The organism is Noviherbaspirillum sp. L7-7A, from assembly GCF_019052805.1.
In the GTDB taxonomy this organism is placed as follows: Bacteria; Pseudomonadota; Gammaproteobacteria; order Burkholderiales; family Burkholderiaceae_D; genus Noviherbaspirillum_A.
Genome location: NZ_JAHQRJ010000001.1, coordinates 3,561,668 through 3,578,041 on the forward strand (window position 1 = coordinate 3,561,668; position 16,374 = coordinate 3,578,041).

At 62.7% G+C, this 16,374-nt stretch carries 17 protein-coding genes; 6 read left to right on the forward strand and 11 right to left on the reverse strand.

Annotation, left to right across the window (positions count from 1 at the left end; all coding sequences use genetic code 11):
• Positions 1–7: 7 nt before the first annotated feature.
• The 5 genes from KTQ42_RS16220 (at position 8) to KTQ42_RS16240 (ending at position 3,671) form a co-directional block, all read left to right on the forward strand.
• On the forward strand, positions 8–457 hold the full coding sequence (locus tag KTQ42_RS16220; RefSeq protein ID WP_217346426.1) for a hypothetical protein: 450 nt from the start codon (positions 8–10) through the stop codon (positions 455–457).
• On the forward strand, positions 454–1,359 hold the full coding sequence (locus KTQ42_RS16225) for an MBL fold metallo-hydrolase (RefSeq protein ID WP_249222786.1): 906 nt from the start codon (positions 454–456) through the stop codon (positions 1,357–1,359). The genes KTQ42_RS16220 and KTQ42_RS16225 overlap by 4 nt, the downstream gene beginning before the upstream one ends.
• Before the next feature lie 216 nt (positions 1,360–1,575).
• Positions 1,576–2,166: an outer membrane beta-barrel protein gene (locus tag KTQ42_RS16230; RefSeq protein WP_217346427.1), complete on the forward strand. Its 591-nt coding sequence runs from the start codon at positions 1,576–1,578 to the stop codon at positions 2,164–2,166.
• 229 nt (positions 2,167–2,395) lie between these two features.
• Positions 2,396–3,358 carry a nitronate monooxygenase family protein gene (locus KTQ42_RS16235; RefSeq protein ID WP_217346428.1) on the forward strand — a complete coding sequence of 321 codons (963 nt, stop codon included), beginning with the start codon at positions 2,396–2,398 and terminating at the stop codon, positions 3,356–3,358.
• Between the two features lie 10 nt (positions 3,359–3,368).
• Complete coding sequence (locus tag KTQ42_RS16240) at positions 3,369–3,671, forward strand: DUF1330 domain-containing protein (RefSeq protein ID WP_217346429.1); 303 nt, start codon at positions 3,369–3,371, stop codon at positions 3,669–3,671.
• A 221-nt stretch (positions 3,672–3,892) separates the two neighbouring features.
• On the opposite strand, the gene KTQ42_RS16245 is transcribed toward KTQ42_RS16240, so the two are convergent.
• The 10 genes from KTQ42_RS16245 to KTQ42_RS16290 all read right to left on the reverse strand — a co-directional run bounded on the left by KTQ42_RS16245 (position 3,893) and on the right by KTQ42_RS16290 (position 14,692).
• Positions 3,893–4,321, reverse strand: coding sequence for a hypothetical protein (locus KTQ42_RS16245; RefSeq protein WP_217346430.1), 429 nt, complete (start codon positions 4,319–4,321; stop codon positions 3,893–3,895).
• 27 nt (positions 4,322–4,348) lie between these two features.
• On the reverse strand, positions 4,349–4,948 hold the full coding sequence (locus KTQ42_RS16250) for a hypothetical protein (protein ID WP_217346431.1): 600 nt from the start codon (positions 4,946–4,948) through the stop codon (positions 4,349–4,351).
• Positions 4,900–5,220 carry a hypothetical protein gene (locus KTQ42_RS16255; RefSeq protein ID WP_217346432.1) on the reverse strand — a complete coding sequence of 107 codons (321 nt, stop codon included), beginning with the start codon at positions 5,218–5,220 and terminating at the stop codon, positions 4,900–4,902. Before KTQ42_RS16255 ends, KTQ42_RS16250 begins: the two co-directional genes overlap by 49 nt.
• 161 nt (positions 5,221–5,381) lie before the next feature.
• Complete coding sequence (locus KTQ42_RS16260) at positions 5,382–6,632, reverse strand: AMP-binding protein (protein ID WP_217346433.1); 1,251 nt, start codon at positions 6,630–6,632, stop codon at positions 5,382–5,384.
• A 14-nt stretch (positions 6,633–6,646) separates the two neighbouring features.
• The gene (locus KTQ42_RS16265; RefSeq protein WP_217346434.1) at positions 6,647–7,471 is read right to left on the reverse strand and encodes an ABC transporter ATP-binding protein; all 825 of its coding nucleotides are present in this window, start codon (positions 7,469–7,471) and stop codon (positions 6,647–6,649) included.
• Positions 7,472–8,572: 1,101 nt separating this feature from the next.
• Positions 8,573–9,883 (reverse strand): ABC transporter substrate-binding protein, encoded by a 1,311-nt coding sequence (locus KTQ42_RS16270; RefSeq protein WP_217346435.1) that lies wholly within the window; start codon positions 9,881–9,883, stop codon positions 8,573–8,575.
• A gap of 63 nt (positions 9,884–9,946) precedes the next feature.
• Entirely contained in the window at positions 9,947–11,005 is a 1,059-nt protein-coding gene (locus KTQ42_RS16275) for a branched-chain amino acid ABC transporter permease (RefSeq protein WP_217346436.1), read from the reverse strand.
• Positions 11,006–11,007: 2 nt separating this feature from the next.
• Complete coding sequence (locus KTQ42_RS16280; RefSeq protein ID WP_217347007.1) at positions 11,008–11,904, reverse strand: branched-chain amino acid ABC transporter permease; 897 nt, start codon at positions 11,902–11,904, stop codon at positions 11,008–11,010.
• A 20-nt stretch (positions 11,905–11,924) separates the two neighbouring features.
• Positions 11,925–12,752, reverse strand: coding sequence for an ABC transporter ATP-binding protein (locus KTQ42_RS16285; protein WP_217346437.1), 828 nt, complete (start codon positions 12,750–12,752; stop codon positions 11,925–11,927).
• Positions 12,749–14,692, reverse strand: coding sequence for an AMP-binding protein (locus KTQ42_RS16290; RefSeq protein ID WP_217346438.1), 1,944 nt, complete (start codon positions 14,690–14,692; stop codon positions 12,749–12,751). The genes KTQ42_RS16285 and KTQ42_RS16290 overlap by 4 nt, the downstream gene beginning before the upstream one ends.
• A gap of 189 nt (positions 14,693–14,881) precedes the next feature.
• Between KTQ42_RS16290 and KTQ42_RS16295 the strand changes: the two genes are divergently transcribed.
• Positions 14,882–15,571 carry a Crp/Fnr family transcriptional regulator gene (locus tag KTQ42_RS16295; RefSeq protein ID WP_217346439.1) on the forward strand — a complete coding sequence of 230 codons (690 nt, stop codon included), beginning with the start codon at positions 14,882–14,884 and terminating at the stop codon, positions 15,569–15,571.
• Between the two features lie 39 nt (positions 15,572–15,610).
• Here KTQ42_RS16295 and KTQ42_RS16300 read toward each other — a convergent pair whose 3' ends face one another.
• Positions 15,611–16,366 carry a carbonic anhydrase family protein gene (locus KTQ42_RS16300; protein ID WP_249222788.1) on the reverse strand — a complete coding sequence of 252 codons (756 nt, stop codon included), beginning with the start codon at positions 16,364–16,366 and terminating at the stop codon, positions 15,611–15,613.
• Between the last annotated feature and the right edge of the window lie 8 nt (positions 16,367–16,374).

Here is a 16,374-nt window from a genome sequence, read left to right on the forward strand (position 1 = left end):
GGACACCATGCAGATCGGTTTTTACCAGCCTGAAAAGACAGTCACCGGCCCGGCCTATGGGCCCGGCTTCAAGGTGATGGCCACCGTGCTGTGCGCGGTGCTGGCCGGTTATGGCACCACGGTGGCGCTGCGCTATCCGCTGCTGCAATACGGCATCGGCGTGCAACTGCTGCTGCTGGGCGCGGCGCTGATGCTGGGCGTGAGCTATTACTGGTTCCTGCGCTCGGTGGTGATCATCGACGAGCGCGGCATACGGCAGACCTGGATGTTCAACCGCCAGGTCGAATGGCGCGACGTGCGCAGCGCCAAGATGATAGGCATCCCCTTCTTCACCTGGCTGTTCCCGCCGCGGCTGGTGGTGCGCACCGGGAATGCCTTTGCCACCTTCAATGGCGGCAGCAAGCCGGTGCTGATCGAGTTCGCCAAGATATCCCTTGCCTTCCAGATGAAAAAATGAGCCTGCCCGATTCCATGCATGTGCTGCAGCGCGGCTGGCTGTCGTCCAATAACATCCTGTTCATCGGCCGCGAGCAGACCGCGCTGGTCGACAGCAGCTACGCCACACATACGCCGCAGACGCTGCAGCTGGTGGCGCACCTGCTGCAGGGCCGGCCGCTGGACCTGCTGCTCAACACCCATACCCATTCCGACCATGTCGGCGGCAACGCCGCGCTGCAGCAAGCCCATGGCTGCCGCACCATCATCCCGGCAGCGGAAGCGCCGGCGGTGCGCGACTGGGACGAGGACGCGCTGAGCTACCGCGCCACCGGACAGCACTGCCCGCGCTTTCGCTTCGACGCCACCATGGCGGCCGGCGACCTGCTGTCGCTGGGCGATATGGCGTGGCAGGTGCTGGGTGCGCCGGGGCATGATCCGCATTCGCTGATCCTGTACTGCCCGGCGCAGCGCATCCTGATCTCGGCCGACGCGCTGTGGGAAAACGGCTTCGGCGTGATCTTTCCCGAACTGGAAGGCGAGCCGGGCTTCGACGCCACCCGTGCCACCCTGGAGCAGATTGCCGCGCTCGATGTGCGCCTGGTCATTCCCGGCCACGGCGCGCCGTTTTCCGACGTGGCCGGGGCGCTGCAGCGGGCGTTCAAACGGCTGGACTACCTGGCGGCCGACCCGGCGCGCAATGCGCAGAACGGCATCAAGGTGCTGGTCAAGTTCCGGTTGCTGGAGATGAAGCGCATCCCCTTGACGGAACTGCGGCAGTGGATGCATGACGTGCCGCTGCTGGCAACGTCGAACCGCATGCACCTGCGCATGGAGGAAGAGGCGCTGGCGGACTGGACCGCATCGCAACTGGTCAGAGCCGGCGTTGCCAGGATTGAGCAGGGCGTGCTGGTGGATTGTTGAAAGAGCGTCCGTTCTCCCGGGTTTTTGCCCGATTCAATTCAGCAGCAGCCCATTTTCTATGAACAGACGAACAGGTGAACAAAAGGACATTGTTGCAAATTTTCACTTAACAAAAAGTTATCTATTAACAGTTTAAGTGCCTCCGCGAAACATTCACTCATATTCCCTAGAATTGTCTGTCCAGCAATATCGCTGGATATCTTCCAGGGAAAATCCATGAAAGCAAAATCCATAATTTCGGCGCTGATGCTGGCGCTGCCGGCGCTTGCCGCGACCTCGGCCATCGCTGCCGATGCAGCCGCCAACCCTTCGTTCTATGTTGGCGGCAATCTGGGGAAGTCAAACTTCAAATTCAAATGCGACGATGGTCTTTCTTGCTCTGAACCGAGCGTGAATTTCAAGCTGCTTGCCGGCTATCAGTTTTCTCCCAACTTCGCGGTTGAAGGCGCCTATGCCAACTTTGGGACGATCAAGGCAAGCGTTGGGGATTTCATGGCAAAAGGCCGGATACAGAGTTTCACCCTGGCAGGACTTGGCATCATTCCATTAAGCAATGAGGCTCAACTATTCGGCAAGATTGGCATGCATCATTCCCGCGGCAACTTTGATATCGGCTTTCCGGGCGAAAGCATGTCTAGCAGCGGCCATAAGACCGGACTGCTGCTGGGTGCGGGCTTCCAGTACGACTTCACCAAGAACCTTGCCGGCCGAGTTGAATATGAACGGCTGAATTTTGGCTCGGATACGCTCATCAATGACAAAAACAACATCAGCATGTTCAGTGTAGGTCTGCTGTACAAGTTCTGACCCTGCATTCAACCCGGATCGGAAGCCCGGTTCGGGTGGTAACAGTCAACCTCCTCTTCAGCACGCCACGCGCGCTTTCCCTATCTCCCGTTTCGCTGCCAGTCTCGCACAGCGCCTGCCAGGCAAGGCCCGACCGTACTTTTTGTGCCCACTTTGTGCCCTATAATCTGCAGCGCCGGTCAGCGATCGCTTGATCCGCATTCCATTCATCCCATCCTGTGAGGTTGCCATGGCACTGCCTGTCGCGCTGCAAAACCTGCGCCTTCCCGTCATTGGTTCGCCCCTGTTCATCGCCAGCGGCCCGGCCCTGGTGACGGCCCAGTGCAAGGCGGGCATTGTCGGCTCCTTTCCGGCGCTGAATGCGCGCCCGGCCGAATTGCTCGATACCTGGCTGACCCAGATACAGAACGATCTGGCGGAATATGGCAAGGCCCATCCCGATGCCAGGATCGGCCCGATTGCCGTCAACCAGATCGTTCACCAGTCCAACGACAGGCTGGCGCATGACGTGGAAGTCTGCGTGCGGCACCGGGTGCCCATCATCATTTCCTCGCTGCGCGCGCCGCCCAGGGAAATGATGGATGCGATCCACGGCTACGGCGGCATCGTGCTGCATGACGTGATTTCGATCCGCCATGCAAAGAAGGCGCTGGAGGCGGGCGTGGATGGCCTGATCCTGGTGGCGGCGGGCGCGGGCGGCCATGCCGGCGCGCTGTCGCCGTTCGCGCTGGTGGGCGAGGTCCGCAAGTTCTTCAGCGGCCCGATCGCGCTGTCGGGGTCGATCGCCACCGGCGACGCCATCCTGGCCGCGCAGGCGATGGGCGCGGACTTTGCCTATATCGGCTCGCGCTGGCTGGCAACGAAGGAGTCGAATGTGGACGATGCCTACCGCCAGGCCATTGTGGAATCGAGCGCCGCCGACATCGTCTATACCAACCTGTTTACCGGCGTGCATGGCAATTACCTGAAGAAGTCCATCGTCACCGCCGGCCTCGACCCGGACAACCTGCCGCAGGCCGACAAGAGCGTGATGAATTTCGGCTCCGGCGGCGGCGCCAAGGCCAAGGCCTGGCGCGACATCTGGGGCGCCGGCCAGGGCGTGGGCCTGATGGACGATGTGCCCGCGGTGGCCGAAGTGGTTGAACGCCTTTCCAATGAATATGCCGCGGCGCGCCAGCGCCTGGCGCTGTAAGGAGAAGAGCATGCCCAAAGCATATGTCGTTGCAGAAATCCAGGTCAGCAATCCCGAGGGCTATGCGGACTACCGTGCGCTTTCCACGGCTTCCGTTGCCCAGTACGGCGGCGTCTGGCTGGCCCGCGGCGGCCAGCGCATCCAGTGCGAGGGAAACGATGAAGGGCACAATGAAAACTGGCGCACCGTGGTGGTGGAATATCCGTCGCTGGAACAGGCGCGTGCCTGGTACAACTCGCCGGAATACACCCGTGCCAGGGAGATACGGCAGGCGCATTCGATAGGACGGCTGTTTATCGTGGAAGGTATATAGACAGCTCAGGCCCGACTGGCTTCATAAAGGCGGCCGCATGGGCCGCGGCACCGCCTTGCGGGTCCTCTCCGTGGCTGGTCTCATCCACTTGGCAGACGCCGCAGACGCGGCATTGCCGGGCTGCCCGTTATGGGTCGGGGTGCTGTTAGCCCCCGCTTCGCGGCGAGATTTTTCCGGTATGGACTCATGCCGTCAGTCGAATATGTCTGCCGCCCAGCTTCTTAGTCGTTGTCGTCGGCACCGGATATTGCCTCTAGGGGAGTGGCTTCCAGATCGTCCTGCTTCGCGGTATTTTCGTTCCTATCGTTCTTTTCTTTCCTGTCATTTTTTTCCTTGCCCATGTTCTCCATTCTGTAATCGATGTCGCCCCTTGTTTCGCCGTTCTTCTGGTCATCCATATTGTTATTGCGGATCTGTTGAGGAAGGCTGTGTGTTACCGAAGCTGTCGCTGTGGCGGCTCTGGTGCCCCTCCAGCACATGAAGACCGAGCTTGCTAGAAGAACGGCAAACACGGTGCCGCCGGCGTAACCTAAGGCAAAAACACCCGCAGAGAAAGCGGAATCGGACGGACCAGGCTGCGCATTGACTTGACCGGTGGTGGATGGCTGAGCCGTGCAATTGATCCGATATTGCGGCTCCAGCGCACGCATGCGGGATGCGCTTACCCATACGAAGTCTTAGGTGGCATTGACATAGGCCGGACTAAGCATGTTGGCGAGTGCTTCGATTGCTTCCGGGGGCAGAATTACCACGTTACCCTTGCCTGCCGTTGCCAGTACCGTATCGAGCAACACCTTTCCGTCGCAGATCGATTGCACGGGAACGCAGTTCGCTTCCGTGCTGCAGGGAAATTCCTTCAATACGTCAGGGCTTGCGGTGAAGGTGCGCATGCCTCGTTCAAAGAGGTAAGACAGCATCATCTTCAACTGGTCGGCCTGCTGTAGATTGCCAGGCTGGGCCGACTCGAGAAAGACAAGCAGGCCGTCCACTGCCTGCGTGGCCGGATCAAGCGAAGGCGTTACCATCCAACTGGCCCTGCTGTCCGGCTCTGATGTGTCCAGACGCACAAACTGGTGGGAATAGCTTGCATGCAGGCCCAATGATTCAACCAGTTCCGCGAATCGGTCAACGCCGGCAAGAGGGAACGTTTCTCGCTCTAAAGGATCCGGGGTATTTCCCGTTCCCTTCTGTCCCAGCGCGCTCGCCGCAGCGCCGGGAATGCGCGGTGTCAGCGCATGCAGTAGCGTTTCTGCAGTGTTCCACAGCCCGGATGCCATCGCAGTAGCTTGCCGCAGCAGAAATGCCGCTGCGACGGCTGCGCCTCGCGCGAACGGATCTTTGGTGCGTCATACACCGGCAGGCCTGCTTCAAGCCGCTGCTTGCGGCAGCGTGCAGCGATCTGTTCCCGCGTCAGCATGGTGCGTTCGGTGTGCAGTTCACCCACGATGTAATTGCCGGAACTGGCCTCGGATGCAATGTTGAAACAGTACTGCGCGCCAAGGTGGGCATACATGTTTGCACGGGAAAGGGATGCCTTGCTTTCGTTCATGGATACTCAAGAAAAGCCGCCGCCCGGAATTGAACGGCGGGCGTCTGAGTAGCCAGGAACATTGCCCGGTTCAGCGGCCGGCCATCGGTGCGTTACTGCCCGCAACGCCGTGGCGCCTGCGTGCGCGTTGCAGGCGCCGGCAGCCCTTCGTGGCATCCATGCTATTCATATTTCCGCGCATCCTCGATCACCCGCCCGTCATTGGGCAGCGTGCCGGGGGCAAGGAGCCTGACCTCGCCGCGCAGCTTGGTGACCTCGCGGATGCTGGCGACGATGTCGGCCGCCATGCCGCTGTCCTGCGGCTGGTCGACCTCGCACAGCAGCGTCATCACGTCATTGGCCATCTCCCCGCTGACCACCAGGCGCGCGCGGCGCACTTGCGGATGGCGCCGCATCACATCGGCCACCTGCGAAGGATGCACGAACATGGCGCGCACCTTGGTGGTCTGGTCGGCCCGCCCCAGCCAGCCGCGGATGCGCACATTGCTGCGGCCGCAGGGCGACATGCCCGGCAACACGGCCGACAGGTCGCCCGTGGCAAAGCGGATCAGCGGATAGTCGGTGTTGAAGGCCGTTACCACCACCTCCCCCACCTCGCCCTCAGGGACCGGGTCGCCGGTGCCGGGCCGCACGATTTCCAGCAGGATCTCCTCGTCGAGCACCATGCCTGGATGGACCTGGCCGTCGCTCATGGTTTCATAGGCGATGTTGCCGATGTCGGCCGAGCCGTAGGTCTGCAGCACATGGGGCACGCCATGTTCCTGCAGCCATGCACGCAGCGAAGGCGGCAATGCTTCCGCGCCCACCAGCGCGCGGCGCAGGCTGCTGATGTCGGCATCCATTTCCAGCGCCTTCTCGATGATGATCTTCAGAAAGGACGGCGTGCCCGCATAGGCGTGCGGCCTGAGCGCGGCGATTGCCTGCACCTGCATTTCGGTCTGGCCGCTGCCGGCGGGTATCACCGGGCAGCCCAGCTTCCTGGCGCCGCCTTCCACCATGAAGGCGGCCGGCGTGAAGTGATAGGAAAAGCAGTTCTGTATCAGCTCGCCGCGCCGCATGCCGAGTGCATGGAAGGGGCGGGCATAGCGCCACCAGTCCTCGCCGCAGCCTTCTGGGTCGAAGATGGGACCGGGCGACATGAAGATGCGCGGAAGAGCCTGCAGCGGCGTGGCATTCATTCCGCCGAACGGCGGCTCAGTCTGCTGCAACTGCTTCAGGTCGGACTTGCGTGTCACGGGCAACTGGGCCAGCGCGGCGCGGCTGGTGATATCGCCGGGATCGATGTGCCCAAGCAGCCTCGCCCAGCCGGATGCGGCTTTGGCACGCTTGATCAGCGACGGCAGGCGCGTCATCAGATCGCGTTCACGGTGTTGCGGGTCGCGGGTTTCCAGTTCGTCGAAGTAGACGGTCATGATGCGATTCTCCTTCAGGCCAGCCAGCGCTTGCGGCGGCGGTAGAACTTCATGTCGCGAAAGCTCTTGCGGCCCGCGCCCGATACGCCAAGATAGAATTCCTTTACATCCTCATTGGCGGCCAGCGCCGTTGCCTCGCCTTCCATCACGACCCGGCCGTTCTCCAGGATGTAGCCGAAGTCGGCATAGCGCAGGGCGACCGTGGTGTTCTGCTCGGCCAGCAGGAAGGACACGTTTTCCTTCCTGTTCAGGTCCTTCACGATCTCGAAGATTTCCTCGACGATCTGCGGCGCCAGGCCCATCGATGGTTCATCCAGCAGGATCATCGACGGCTGCGCCATCAGCGAGCGGCCGATCGCGCACATCTGCTGCTCGCCGCCCGAGGTATAGCCCGCCTGCGAAGCGCGCCGCTCCTTCAGGCGCGGGAAGTAGTGATAGACCTTGTCCAGCGCCTGCTGCAGCTCGCGCCGCGACAGCCGCCGTGTGTAGGCGCCGGTCAGCAGGTTTTCCTCTATCGTCAGGTGGCCGAAGCAGTGCCGTCCTTCCATCACCTGCGACAGGCCGCGCTGCACCAGTGCGTTCGGCGTGAGCTGGTCGATGCGTTCGCCGTCGAAGGTGACGCTGCCTTTGGTGACATCGCCGCGCTCGCCGCGCAGCAGGGTGGAGATGGCTTTCAGGGTGGTGGACTTGCCGGCGCCGTTACCGCCCATCAGGGCGACGACGCTGCCGCGCGGGACCTGCAGGGAGACGCCTTTCAGGACCAGGATGACGTGGTCGTAGATGACCTCGATGTTGTTGACGGCGAGGTAGGGGGGAGGGGTATCGGTTTGGGGTGTCATGGTGTGTTTGCTCTCGTTGCGGGGCATCGGGGTAGGGAGATGGCATGGTTCGCCTTCAGGGTGGCGGCGACTTAATGCGGTGCAAATAAAGTTGCTGCTGAACTTGCCGTTGGCGGCATGAGCGGTTGCAGTTGCAGTTGCTTTTGACGTACGCGCAGCGACAGTTGCAGTTGCCTTTGACGTTGACGTTGCCGTTGCAGTTGCAGTTAGGGTCCCCGTCTGTGTACCGCCGTGACGGCGATGCCCGGAGCGGGAAAAGGTGCGGCGTCTGTCTGAGCGCAGCGCAGCGCAGCGTAGCGAGTTTAGCCGCGCCCCGCTCCGGGTATCGCCGGCACGGGAACCCCGCGCAGCGGGGCGGCACAGTCGGGGTCGCCTTTTTTTGGTTACTTTTTTTGGCGAAGCAAAAAAAGTAACTCGCCCGCCGGGGCGAACACCCGGCCTGGTCATGACGGCAGTGCAATCGTATTGCGTCACCGGAGTTGATCCTTAGCGAAGGAGCGCCTTTGACGTTGAAGTTTTTAACCTCTAACGACAAGGCGACAGTGCGGTCTTCCTGCCCTGATGACGCAATCAGATTGCACTGTCGTGGACACAAGCCGGGAATCCGTCCCGGCGGCCGGGTCACTTTTTTTGCTTCGCCAAAAAAAGTAACCAAAAAAAGGCGACCCGGTGATCGCGCCCTGCTGACGCAGGGTTCCCGTGCCGGCGGTACCCGGAGCGGGGCGCGGCTAAACTCGCTACGCTGCGCTTCGCTCAAACAGACGCCGCACCTTTTCCCGCTCCGGGCACCGCTGACACGGCGCGCTCAACGGGATTTCACTGCAACGGCAACGGCAACGGCAACGGCAACGGCAACGGTCGCTACGCGTACCGCAACGGCAACCGCTTTCGTAGGGTGCAATACCCGAAGGGCATTGCACGGCCTTTGCAGACCGCGCTGGCATTACCGGCCGACTTCCCTGATCGACCCATGGTGTAATGCCCCTGCGGGGTATTACACCCTACCGGCGCCGTACCTTATCCGCTTCAGGCATTGCCGGCACGTCGTGCTTGACAAGGCCTGAGCTGCGGCACGGCTGCCGCCAGCCGCGCTACCTGCCTTCAGGTCCCCGCCCCCATGCAAGCCGGCTTGATATTCTTCTCCGCCGCATACTTGGCCGAGCTTTCCTCCAGCAGCTTGCGCGTCAGGGCCTTGTCGCCCACCACCCAATCCTTCGACACCGCCACCCATTTCTTCCCATCCCACTGCTGCACCTTCACCGCGCCCGATCCCTCATGATCCTCGCAGGAGGTCTTCACCGGCGGGAACATGTCGAACGCGCCCAGTTCCTTCTGCCGTGCCGCATCCACGTTCAGGTTCTCCAGCCCCCAGCGCACCTGCTCGCCCGTCATCGTCTTGCCCTTGCCATACTTGGCCTGGGCATTGCGTATCGCCTCCACCGACAGGATGGCGGCGGTGACGCCGCGCATGTGGTACACCGAGCCGACGCGGGTCTTGTCTTCCAGGTTGCCCTTGCCGCCGGCGTACACCTTGTTGCGGATCTCGTCCAGCACCGGGTAGTTGCCCGGCGTGTTGAAGGTCATCGTGGTGTAGCCCTTGGCGGCATCACCCGCCGGAACGGTGTCTTCCTCGGAACCGGCCCACCACACGCCCAGGATCTTCTCGCGCGGGAAGCCGTTGCGCTGCGCGGTCTTGATGGCCACCGCATTCATCACGCCAAAACCCCACAGGATCACATGGTCGGGATTGGCCTGGCGGATCTGCAGCCATTGCGACTGCTGGTCATTGCCCGGCGGCGCAATGGGGATCTTGATCAGCTCGAAGCCATACTGCTTGGCCTGCTCCTCCAGCACCGGCAACGGCTCCTTGCCATAAGCCGAGTCGTGATAAAGATGCACGATCTTCTTGCCCTTCAATTTCTCCATGCCGCCCGACTTCTCGCCCAGGTACTTGACCATCGCGGCGGCCTGGTTCCAGTAACTGGTGATCAGCGGGAACACATACGGAAAGACCTTGCCGTTGGCAGCATCGGAACGGCCATAGCCCAGCGTGGTCATCGGGATCTTGTCTGCGCCGACGCGGTCCAGGATGCCGTAGGCAATGCCGGTCGACAGCGGCTCGACCAGCGAGGCGCCGCCGTTTCGCGTCTTCAGGCGCTCATAGCATTCCACGCCGCGCGAGGCGTTGTACTCGGTTTCGCATTCCTCCCAGGTCAGCTTGACGCCGTTGATGCCGCCATTCATGTTGACCAGGTTGAAGTAGTCGATCACCCCGCCGTAGAAGCCGGTGCCGCCGGCCGCATACGGGCCGACACGGTAGGACAACAGCGGCACATACTGTTCCTGCGCCAGCGCGCTGCCCCAGGCGCCGGCCAGGGCGGCGGCCAGCAATACGGTTTTCATGGTCCTCATCGTCTTCTCCTTGGTTGCGCAGCCGAAGCTGCGTGTTTTTATGCGAACGGGGTAGGGCAAGCGTCAATGCGGGAAAGGCCAGAGCCGCAGTTTCTCCTTGGTGATCTGCCACAGCCGCGCCAGGCCATGCGGCTCGACGATCAGGAAGAAGATGATCAGGGCGCCGAACACCATCAGCTCCAGGTTCGAGGCCACCGAGGTCGGCAGCGACAGCGCATGGGCGACCACGTTGAGCAGGATGGGCAAGAGCACGATGAAGGCCGCGCCCAGAAAGGAGCCGAGGATGGAGCCCACGCCGCCGATGATGATCATGAACAGGATGCGGAAGGACAGGTCGAGGTTGTAGGCTTCCGGCTCCACCGTGCCGAGGTAGGCATAGGCATACAGGGCGCCCGCCACGCCGCAGTAGAAGGAGCTGACGGCGAAGGCCAGCAGCTTGGTGCGCATCAGGCGGATGCCGATTACCTCGGCGGCCACGTCCATGTCGCGCACCGCCATCCACGAGCGGCCGACATTGGAGCGCACCATGTTCTTGGCCAGCAGCGCCATCACCGCGACGATGGCCAGCGTCAGCAGGTATTTGCTGGCCGGCGTGTCGAAGGTATAGCCGGCGATCACGATCTTCTGCGCCGTGATGACGCCCGAGCTGCTGTAGTTGGTCAGCCAGGGAATCTTGGTCATGCACCAGACCACGAAGAACTGCGTCGCCAGCGTGGCGGCGGCCAGATAGAAGCCGCGGATGCGCAGCGACGGCAGGCCGAAGGCAATGCCCACCAGCGCCGCGCACAGGCCGCCCAGCACGAAGGCCAGCAGCACCGGTATGCCGGGGATGCGCAGCACGAAGTTGTAGGAAGCGAAGGCGCCCACCGCCATGAAGGCGGCCGAGCCCAGCGACAGCTGGCCCGCATAGCCGGTGAGGATGTTCAGGCCCAGCGCCGCCAGCGAGAAGATCAGGAAGGGAATCAGGATCGCCGAGAAGGTGTAGGGCGTGGCCCAGAACGGCACCAGGATGAAAGCGATCGCGCACAGCACCAGCATGCCGGCGCGGTCCTGCAGGATGGGGAAGATGCGGCTGTCGGCGGCATAGGTGGTCTTGAACTGGCCTGCTTCGCGGTAGTACATGCTCAGATCCTCCGGATGATGCGTTCGCCAAACAGGCCTTCAGGGCGTACCAGCAAAAACAGCAGCGCCAGCACGTAAGGGAACCAGCCTTCGATGCCGCCGCCGACCATGGGGCCGATATACACCTCGGCCATTTTCTCGGAAGCGCCAATGATCAGGCCGCCGACAATGGCGCCCGGCACCGAGGTGAAGCCGCCCAGGATCAGCACCGGCAAGGCCTTCAGCGCGATAAACGTCAGCGAGAACTGCACGCCATTGCGCGCGCCCCACAGCATGCCCGCCACCAGCGCGACGAAGCCGGCCACGGCCCAGACGATGGCCCAGATATGCTGCAGCGGTATGCCCACCGCCAGCGCGGCCTGGTGGTCGTCGGCCACGGCGCGCAGCGCGCGGCCGATCTTGGTTTTCGAGAAGAAGAAGGCCAGCGCCGCCACCAGCACGCCGCAGATCAAGGCAGCCGTCAGGTCGAAGCGCGACACGACGATATTGAAGCGCTCCATCAGCGATTCGATCGGCACATCCTCGATGCCGAGGTCCAGGCGCTGCACCTGCGCGCCCCACAGCATCTGGGCCAGGCCCTCGATGAAGAAGGCCAGGCCAATGGTCGCCATGAACAGCGTGATCTCGGGCTGGTTCACCAGAGGCCGCAGCACCAGCCGCTCGATCGCCAGGCCCAGCACCACCATCACCGCCATCGTGATCGGCACCGCAAGCCATAGCGACAGGCCGAAGCGGTTGACGATGGACACGCAGGTCAGCGCCGCGAAGAACACCATCGCGCCCTGCGCGAAGTTGAACACGCCGGACGCCTTGTAGATCAGCACGAAGCCCAGCGCCACCAGCGCATACATCACGCCCGAGAGCAGCCCGCCGATCAGCACTTCGAAGAAGAAATTGATGTTCATGCCGCCTCCCTGTTCTAGTGGGCCACGCCGAGATAGGCATTGATCACGTCCTGGCTGCTGCGCACCTCGTCCGGCGTGCCGTCAGCGATCTTCCTGCCATAGTCCAGCACCACCACCCGGTCGGAGATGTCCATCACTACGCCCATGTCATGCTCGATCAGCACGATGGTGGTGCCGAACTGGTCGTTGACGTCGAGGATGAAGCGGCACATGTCCTGCTTCTCTTCCACGTTCATGCCGGCCATGGGCTCGTCCAGCAGCAGGATCTCGGGCTGCGCCGCCAGCGCCCGCCCGAGCTCGACCCGCTTCTGCAGGCCATAGGGCAGGCGGCCCACCGGCGTCTTGCGGATGTGCTGGATCTCCAGGAAGTCGATCACCCTTTCCACCTCCTTGCGGTGCGCGATCTCCTCCTTCTGGGCCGGGCCCCAGTACAGCGCCTGCAGCAGGAAGTTGGACTTCATCTTCAGGTTGCGGCCGGTCATGATGTTGTCCAGCACCGTCATGCCCTTGAACAGCGCGATGTTCTGGAAGGTGCGCGCGATGCCGCTCTTGGCGGCGGCATAGGTGTTCATGACGCGCCGCTGCTGGCCGCGGTAGTCGATCTCGCCCTTCTGCGGCCGATAGACGCCGTTGATCACATTGAGCATCGAACTCTTGCCCGCGCCGTTGGGGCCGATGATGGCGCGGATCTCATGCTCGCGCACATCGAAGGAAATGTCGGTCAATGCCTTGACGCCGCCGAAGGACAGCGAGATGCTCTTCAGGTCCAGGATCACCTCGCCGATGCGGCGGGTGCCGGGCGCGGGGAAGTCGGCAATGCCGGGTTCGCTTACTGCATTCATGCGGCCTCCTTGACCTTGCCCTTGGCTGTTGCCGCGCCGCCGGGCTGCGCCTGGCCATGCGGCTTGACGTCGCGGATCTTCAGGTCGGCGCTGACCATGCCCTGCCGCCCGTCCTCGAAGCGCACCTGGGTCTCGATGTACTGCGATGGCCTGCCGTCGTAGAGCGCCTCGATCAGCACCGCGTACTTGTCGGCGATGAAGCCGCGCCTGACCTTGCGGGTGCGGGTCAGTTCCTCGTCGTCCGGGTCCAGTTCCTTGTGCAGGATCAGGAAGCGGTGGATCTGCGAGTTCGACAGCAGCGCATCGGCGGCAAGGTCGGCATTGACCCTGGCCACGCAGTCGGCCACCAGCTCGTAGACTGCCGGCTGCGCGGCCAGGTCGGTATAGCCGCTGTAGGCCAGGCCGCGCCGCTCGGCCCAGTTGCCCACCGCGTCCATGTCGATGTTGATGAAGGGGAAGAACTTCAGCTTGTTCTCGATGTACTTGGGCGCAAACAGCGTGCCGTCGGCCATCTTGCCCACGTCCTTGGCGCGGTCGATGATCTTCAGGTGGCCGTCGGCATCGAAGAAGCCGGCGTCGCCGGTGTGGAAGTAGCCGGCCTCGTCGATCGCTTCGGCGGTGGCGTCGGGCCGCTTGTAGTAGCCGCGCATCAGGCCGGGCGAGCGCACCAGCACTTCGCCACTGTCGGCAATCGTCACTTCCACGCCGGGCATGGGCTTGCCGACGGTGTCCAGGCGCACGTCGCCCGAGGCCTGCATGCAGACGGTCACGCAGGTCTCGGTCATGCCATAGAGCTGCTTCAGGTTGATGCCGATGGAGCGGTAGAAGTCGAACAGGTCGGGGCCGATCGCCTCGCCGCCGGTGTAGGCGGTGCGGATGCGCGACATGCCCAGCACATTCTTCAGCGGGCCATATACCAGCAGCTCGCCCAGGCCATAGGCCAGCCGGTCCGTCAGCGATACATTGCCCTTCTTGTCCAGGATGCGGATGCCTACCCGGCGCGCCAGCTTCATCGCGCTGTGGAACATGCGGCGCTTGAACCAGCTGGCATCCTCGATGCGGATCATCACCTGCGTGAGGATGTTTTCATACACCCGCGGCGGGCCGAAGTAATAGGTGGGGCCGATCTCGCGCAAGTCGGTCATCACCGTGGCCGGCGACTCCGGGCAGTTCAGGCAGAAGCCGCCCACGTGCGACATCGCAAACGAATACAGGAAGTCGCCCACCCAGGCCAGCGGCAGGTAGCACAGCACGTCATTGCGCTCGTCGAGATGGTCGAACGCGGTCAGCACGCGGGCCGTGGCGATCATCGCGGCATGGGTGTGCAGCACGCCCTTGGGCTTGCCGGTGGTGCCGGAGGTGTAGAGGATCACGGCCACGTCCGACGGCGCGCCCTGGTTCACCTCGTTGATGAAGAAGTCGGGATGGGCACGGTCGTATTCACGACCGATCTGCTGCAGCCTTTCATAGGCGCAGAGTTCGGGCTGCGCATAGTGCCGCATGCCGCGCTCGTCGTCATAGATGATGTGCGACAGGAGGGGCACGGTTTCCTTGATTTCCAGCAGCTTGTCGACCTGTTCCTGGTCTTCCACCACCGCGAAGTCGATCTCGGCATTCTCCAGCACGAAGGCCATGTCGGCCGCCGGCGCGTCCTGGTACAGCGGCACCGGCACGCCGCCCAGGCATTGGGCCGCCGACATCGCCCAGTACAGCCGGGGACGGTTGTCGCCGACGATGGCGAGGTTCATGCCGCGCTTGAAGCCGATGGCCGCCAGGCCGCAGGCCAGCGCCCGCACTTCATCGGCCACCTGGGCCCAGCCCCAGGTCTGCCAGATACCGAGGTCCTTTTCGCGGAATGCCGGATGCTGCGGCCGCACCTGCGCATGCCGCAGCAGCAGGCGCGGAAACGTCTCCGCCGCTTGTTGTGTCGTCTCCACCATGGCCTACCTTCGAAAAGTATGGTCCGTGTGCCGAGTCTGTCCTGTCTGGCTTACAGTTGACTTACGAGAATGCCAACGCGGCGCCAGGCAGGTGACGCTGAATTTTTATGCGATGATGATAGGCCCGCCACAGGTTCCTGGTTGTCATCCGCGGGACAATTCCACCCACTTTCGATATTGCGGCGCACCATGTCCAGCCTCAGACCCTCGTTCAAGGAAGTGCTGGTCCACACCATGTGGGCCAAGTCCCTGACGCCGCCGCAGATGGCGCGGGTGGAAGCCGACATGATCGAGCGCGACATTCCAGCCGGCGGCTACGCCTGCCGCAAGGGCGAGCCGGTGGAGCACTGGATGGGCGTGACCGATGGCCTGCTGAAGATGAGCAGCGTGTCGCCGGAAGGCAAGACCGTGACCTTCACCGGCATGCTGGCCGGCGGCTGGTTCGGCGAGGGTTCGCTGCTCAACAGCGAGCACCGCAAGTACGACGTGGTGGCGCTGCGCGACAGCCGCCTGGCGTTGATGCCGCGCGCCACTTTCCAGTGGCTGCTCGATACCAGCATCCCGTTCAACCGCTTCCTGTTGAACCAGCTCAATGCCCGCCTTGGGCTCTTCATTTCGCTGGTGGAATATGACCGCATGCTGGAAACCGACGCCCGTGTCGCCCGCTGCCTGGCGTCGCTCTTCAATCCCTACCTGAACCCGATCGCCAGCCGGCAGCTGCAGATTTCGCAGGAGGAAATTGGCTATCTGTGCAGCACGTCGCGGCAGCGCGCCAACCAGGCGCTACAGCTGCTGGAGCGCGAGGGCCTGCTGAAGGTGGAGTATGGCGGGGTGACCATCTTGGACATGGATGGCTTGCGGGGTTTTCAGGCGGGGTAGGGCGCAACTGAGCGTCTCTTCAAGCGCATGTGCAATCAGTCAGTATGTGGACTCGAACACCTGCCTGCCATTGAGCGGCTGCACGGGCCGCGCGTTTCTCAAGTAATGCTTCTTGAAGGCGGCGTATTGCTCGTTCGAGATCTCCACCGGGTTTTCCATCACTCGCCAGGCCACGTTCTCGGTGCAAGGCGGCGTCGTCAGCGACCCGAGATAGGAGAAGTAGCCGCTCGGTTGGGGAATCAGGTGCGTCGGGTCGAAGGCGTGAAGCACAACCGGTTTCCCGTTTTCCTCGGGCAGTTGTTGAAACACCGCTTTCAACGCCTTGTTCTCGCTGCCTGACGTAAGCATCACCGCCACCACAGCCAGCCTGCCCTTGCTGGAACGATGCACCATGTGCATCTCCATCATGTACTCCTTATGGTCGATCCGGGTTTCGCTTGGCGTGTGAAAGTGGAATTGCAGCAGTCGGTAAAACTCGCCGTCAAGATGAATGCCACCCGCGCTGTGGGAAGCAACCATGATGGTGCGGCCGTTGTTGGTGATTGTCGCTGGGCCAGGCGTATAGGACGTGAGCAGGTAGTTCGAACGGCCCGGCTGTGCCTCGACGCTCTCGATATCAATTGGCGACTGGTGGGTCCCCTTGGCGCATAAAGCATACGCGGCGTCGAGATCGCTCCAGTCTGCGGGGCCATGGCCATCCTGGTAATCCCACATCGCGGTGCCAGCGACGACGAGAGCTGGCACGAGCTGCATGGACAGTGCTGCCAGCGTTCCTGTTCTGAAAAAGATAGGCATAAGACCTC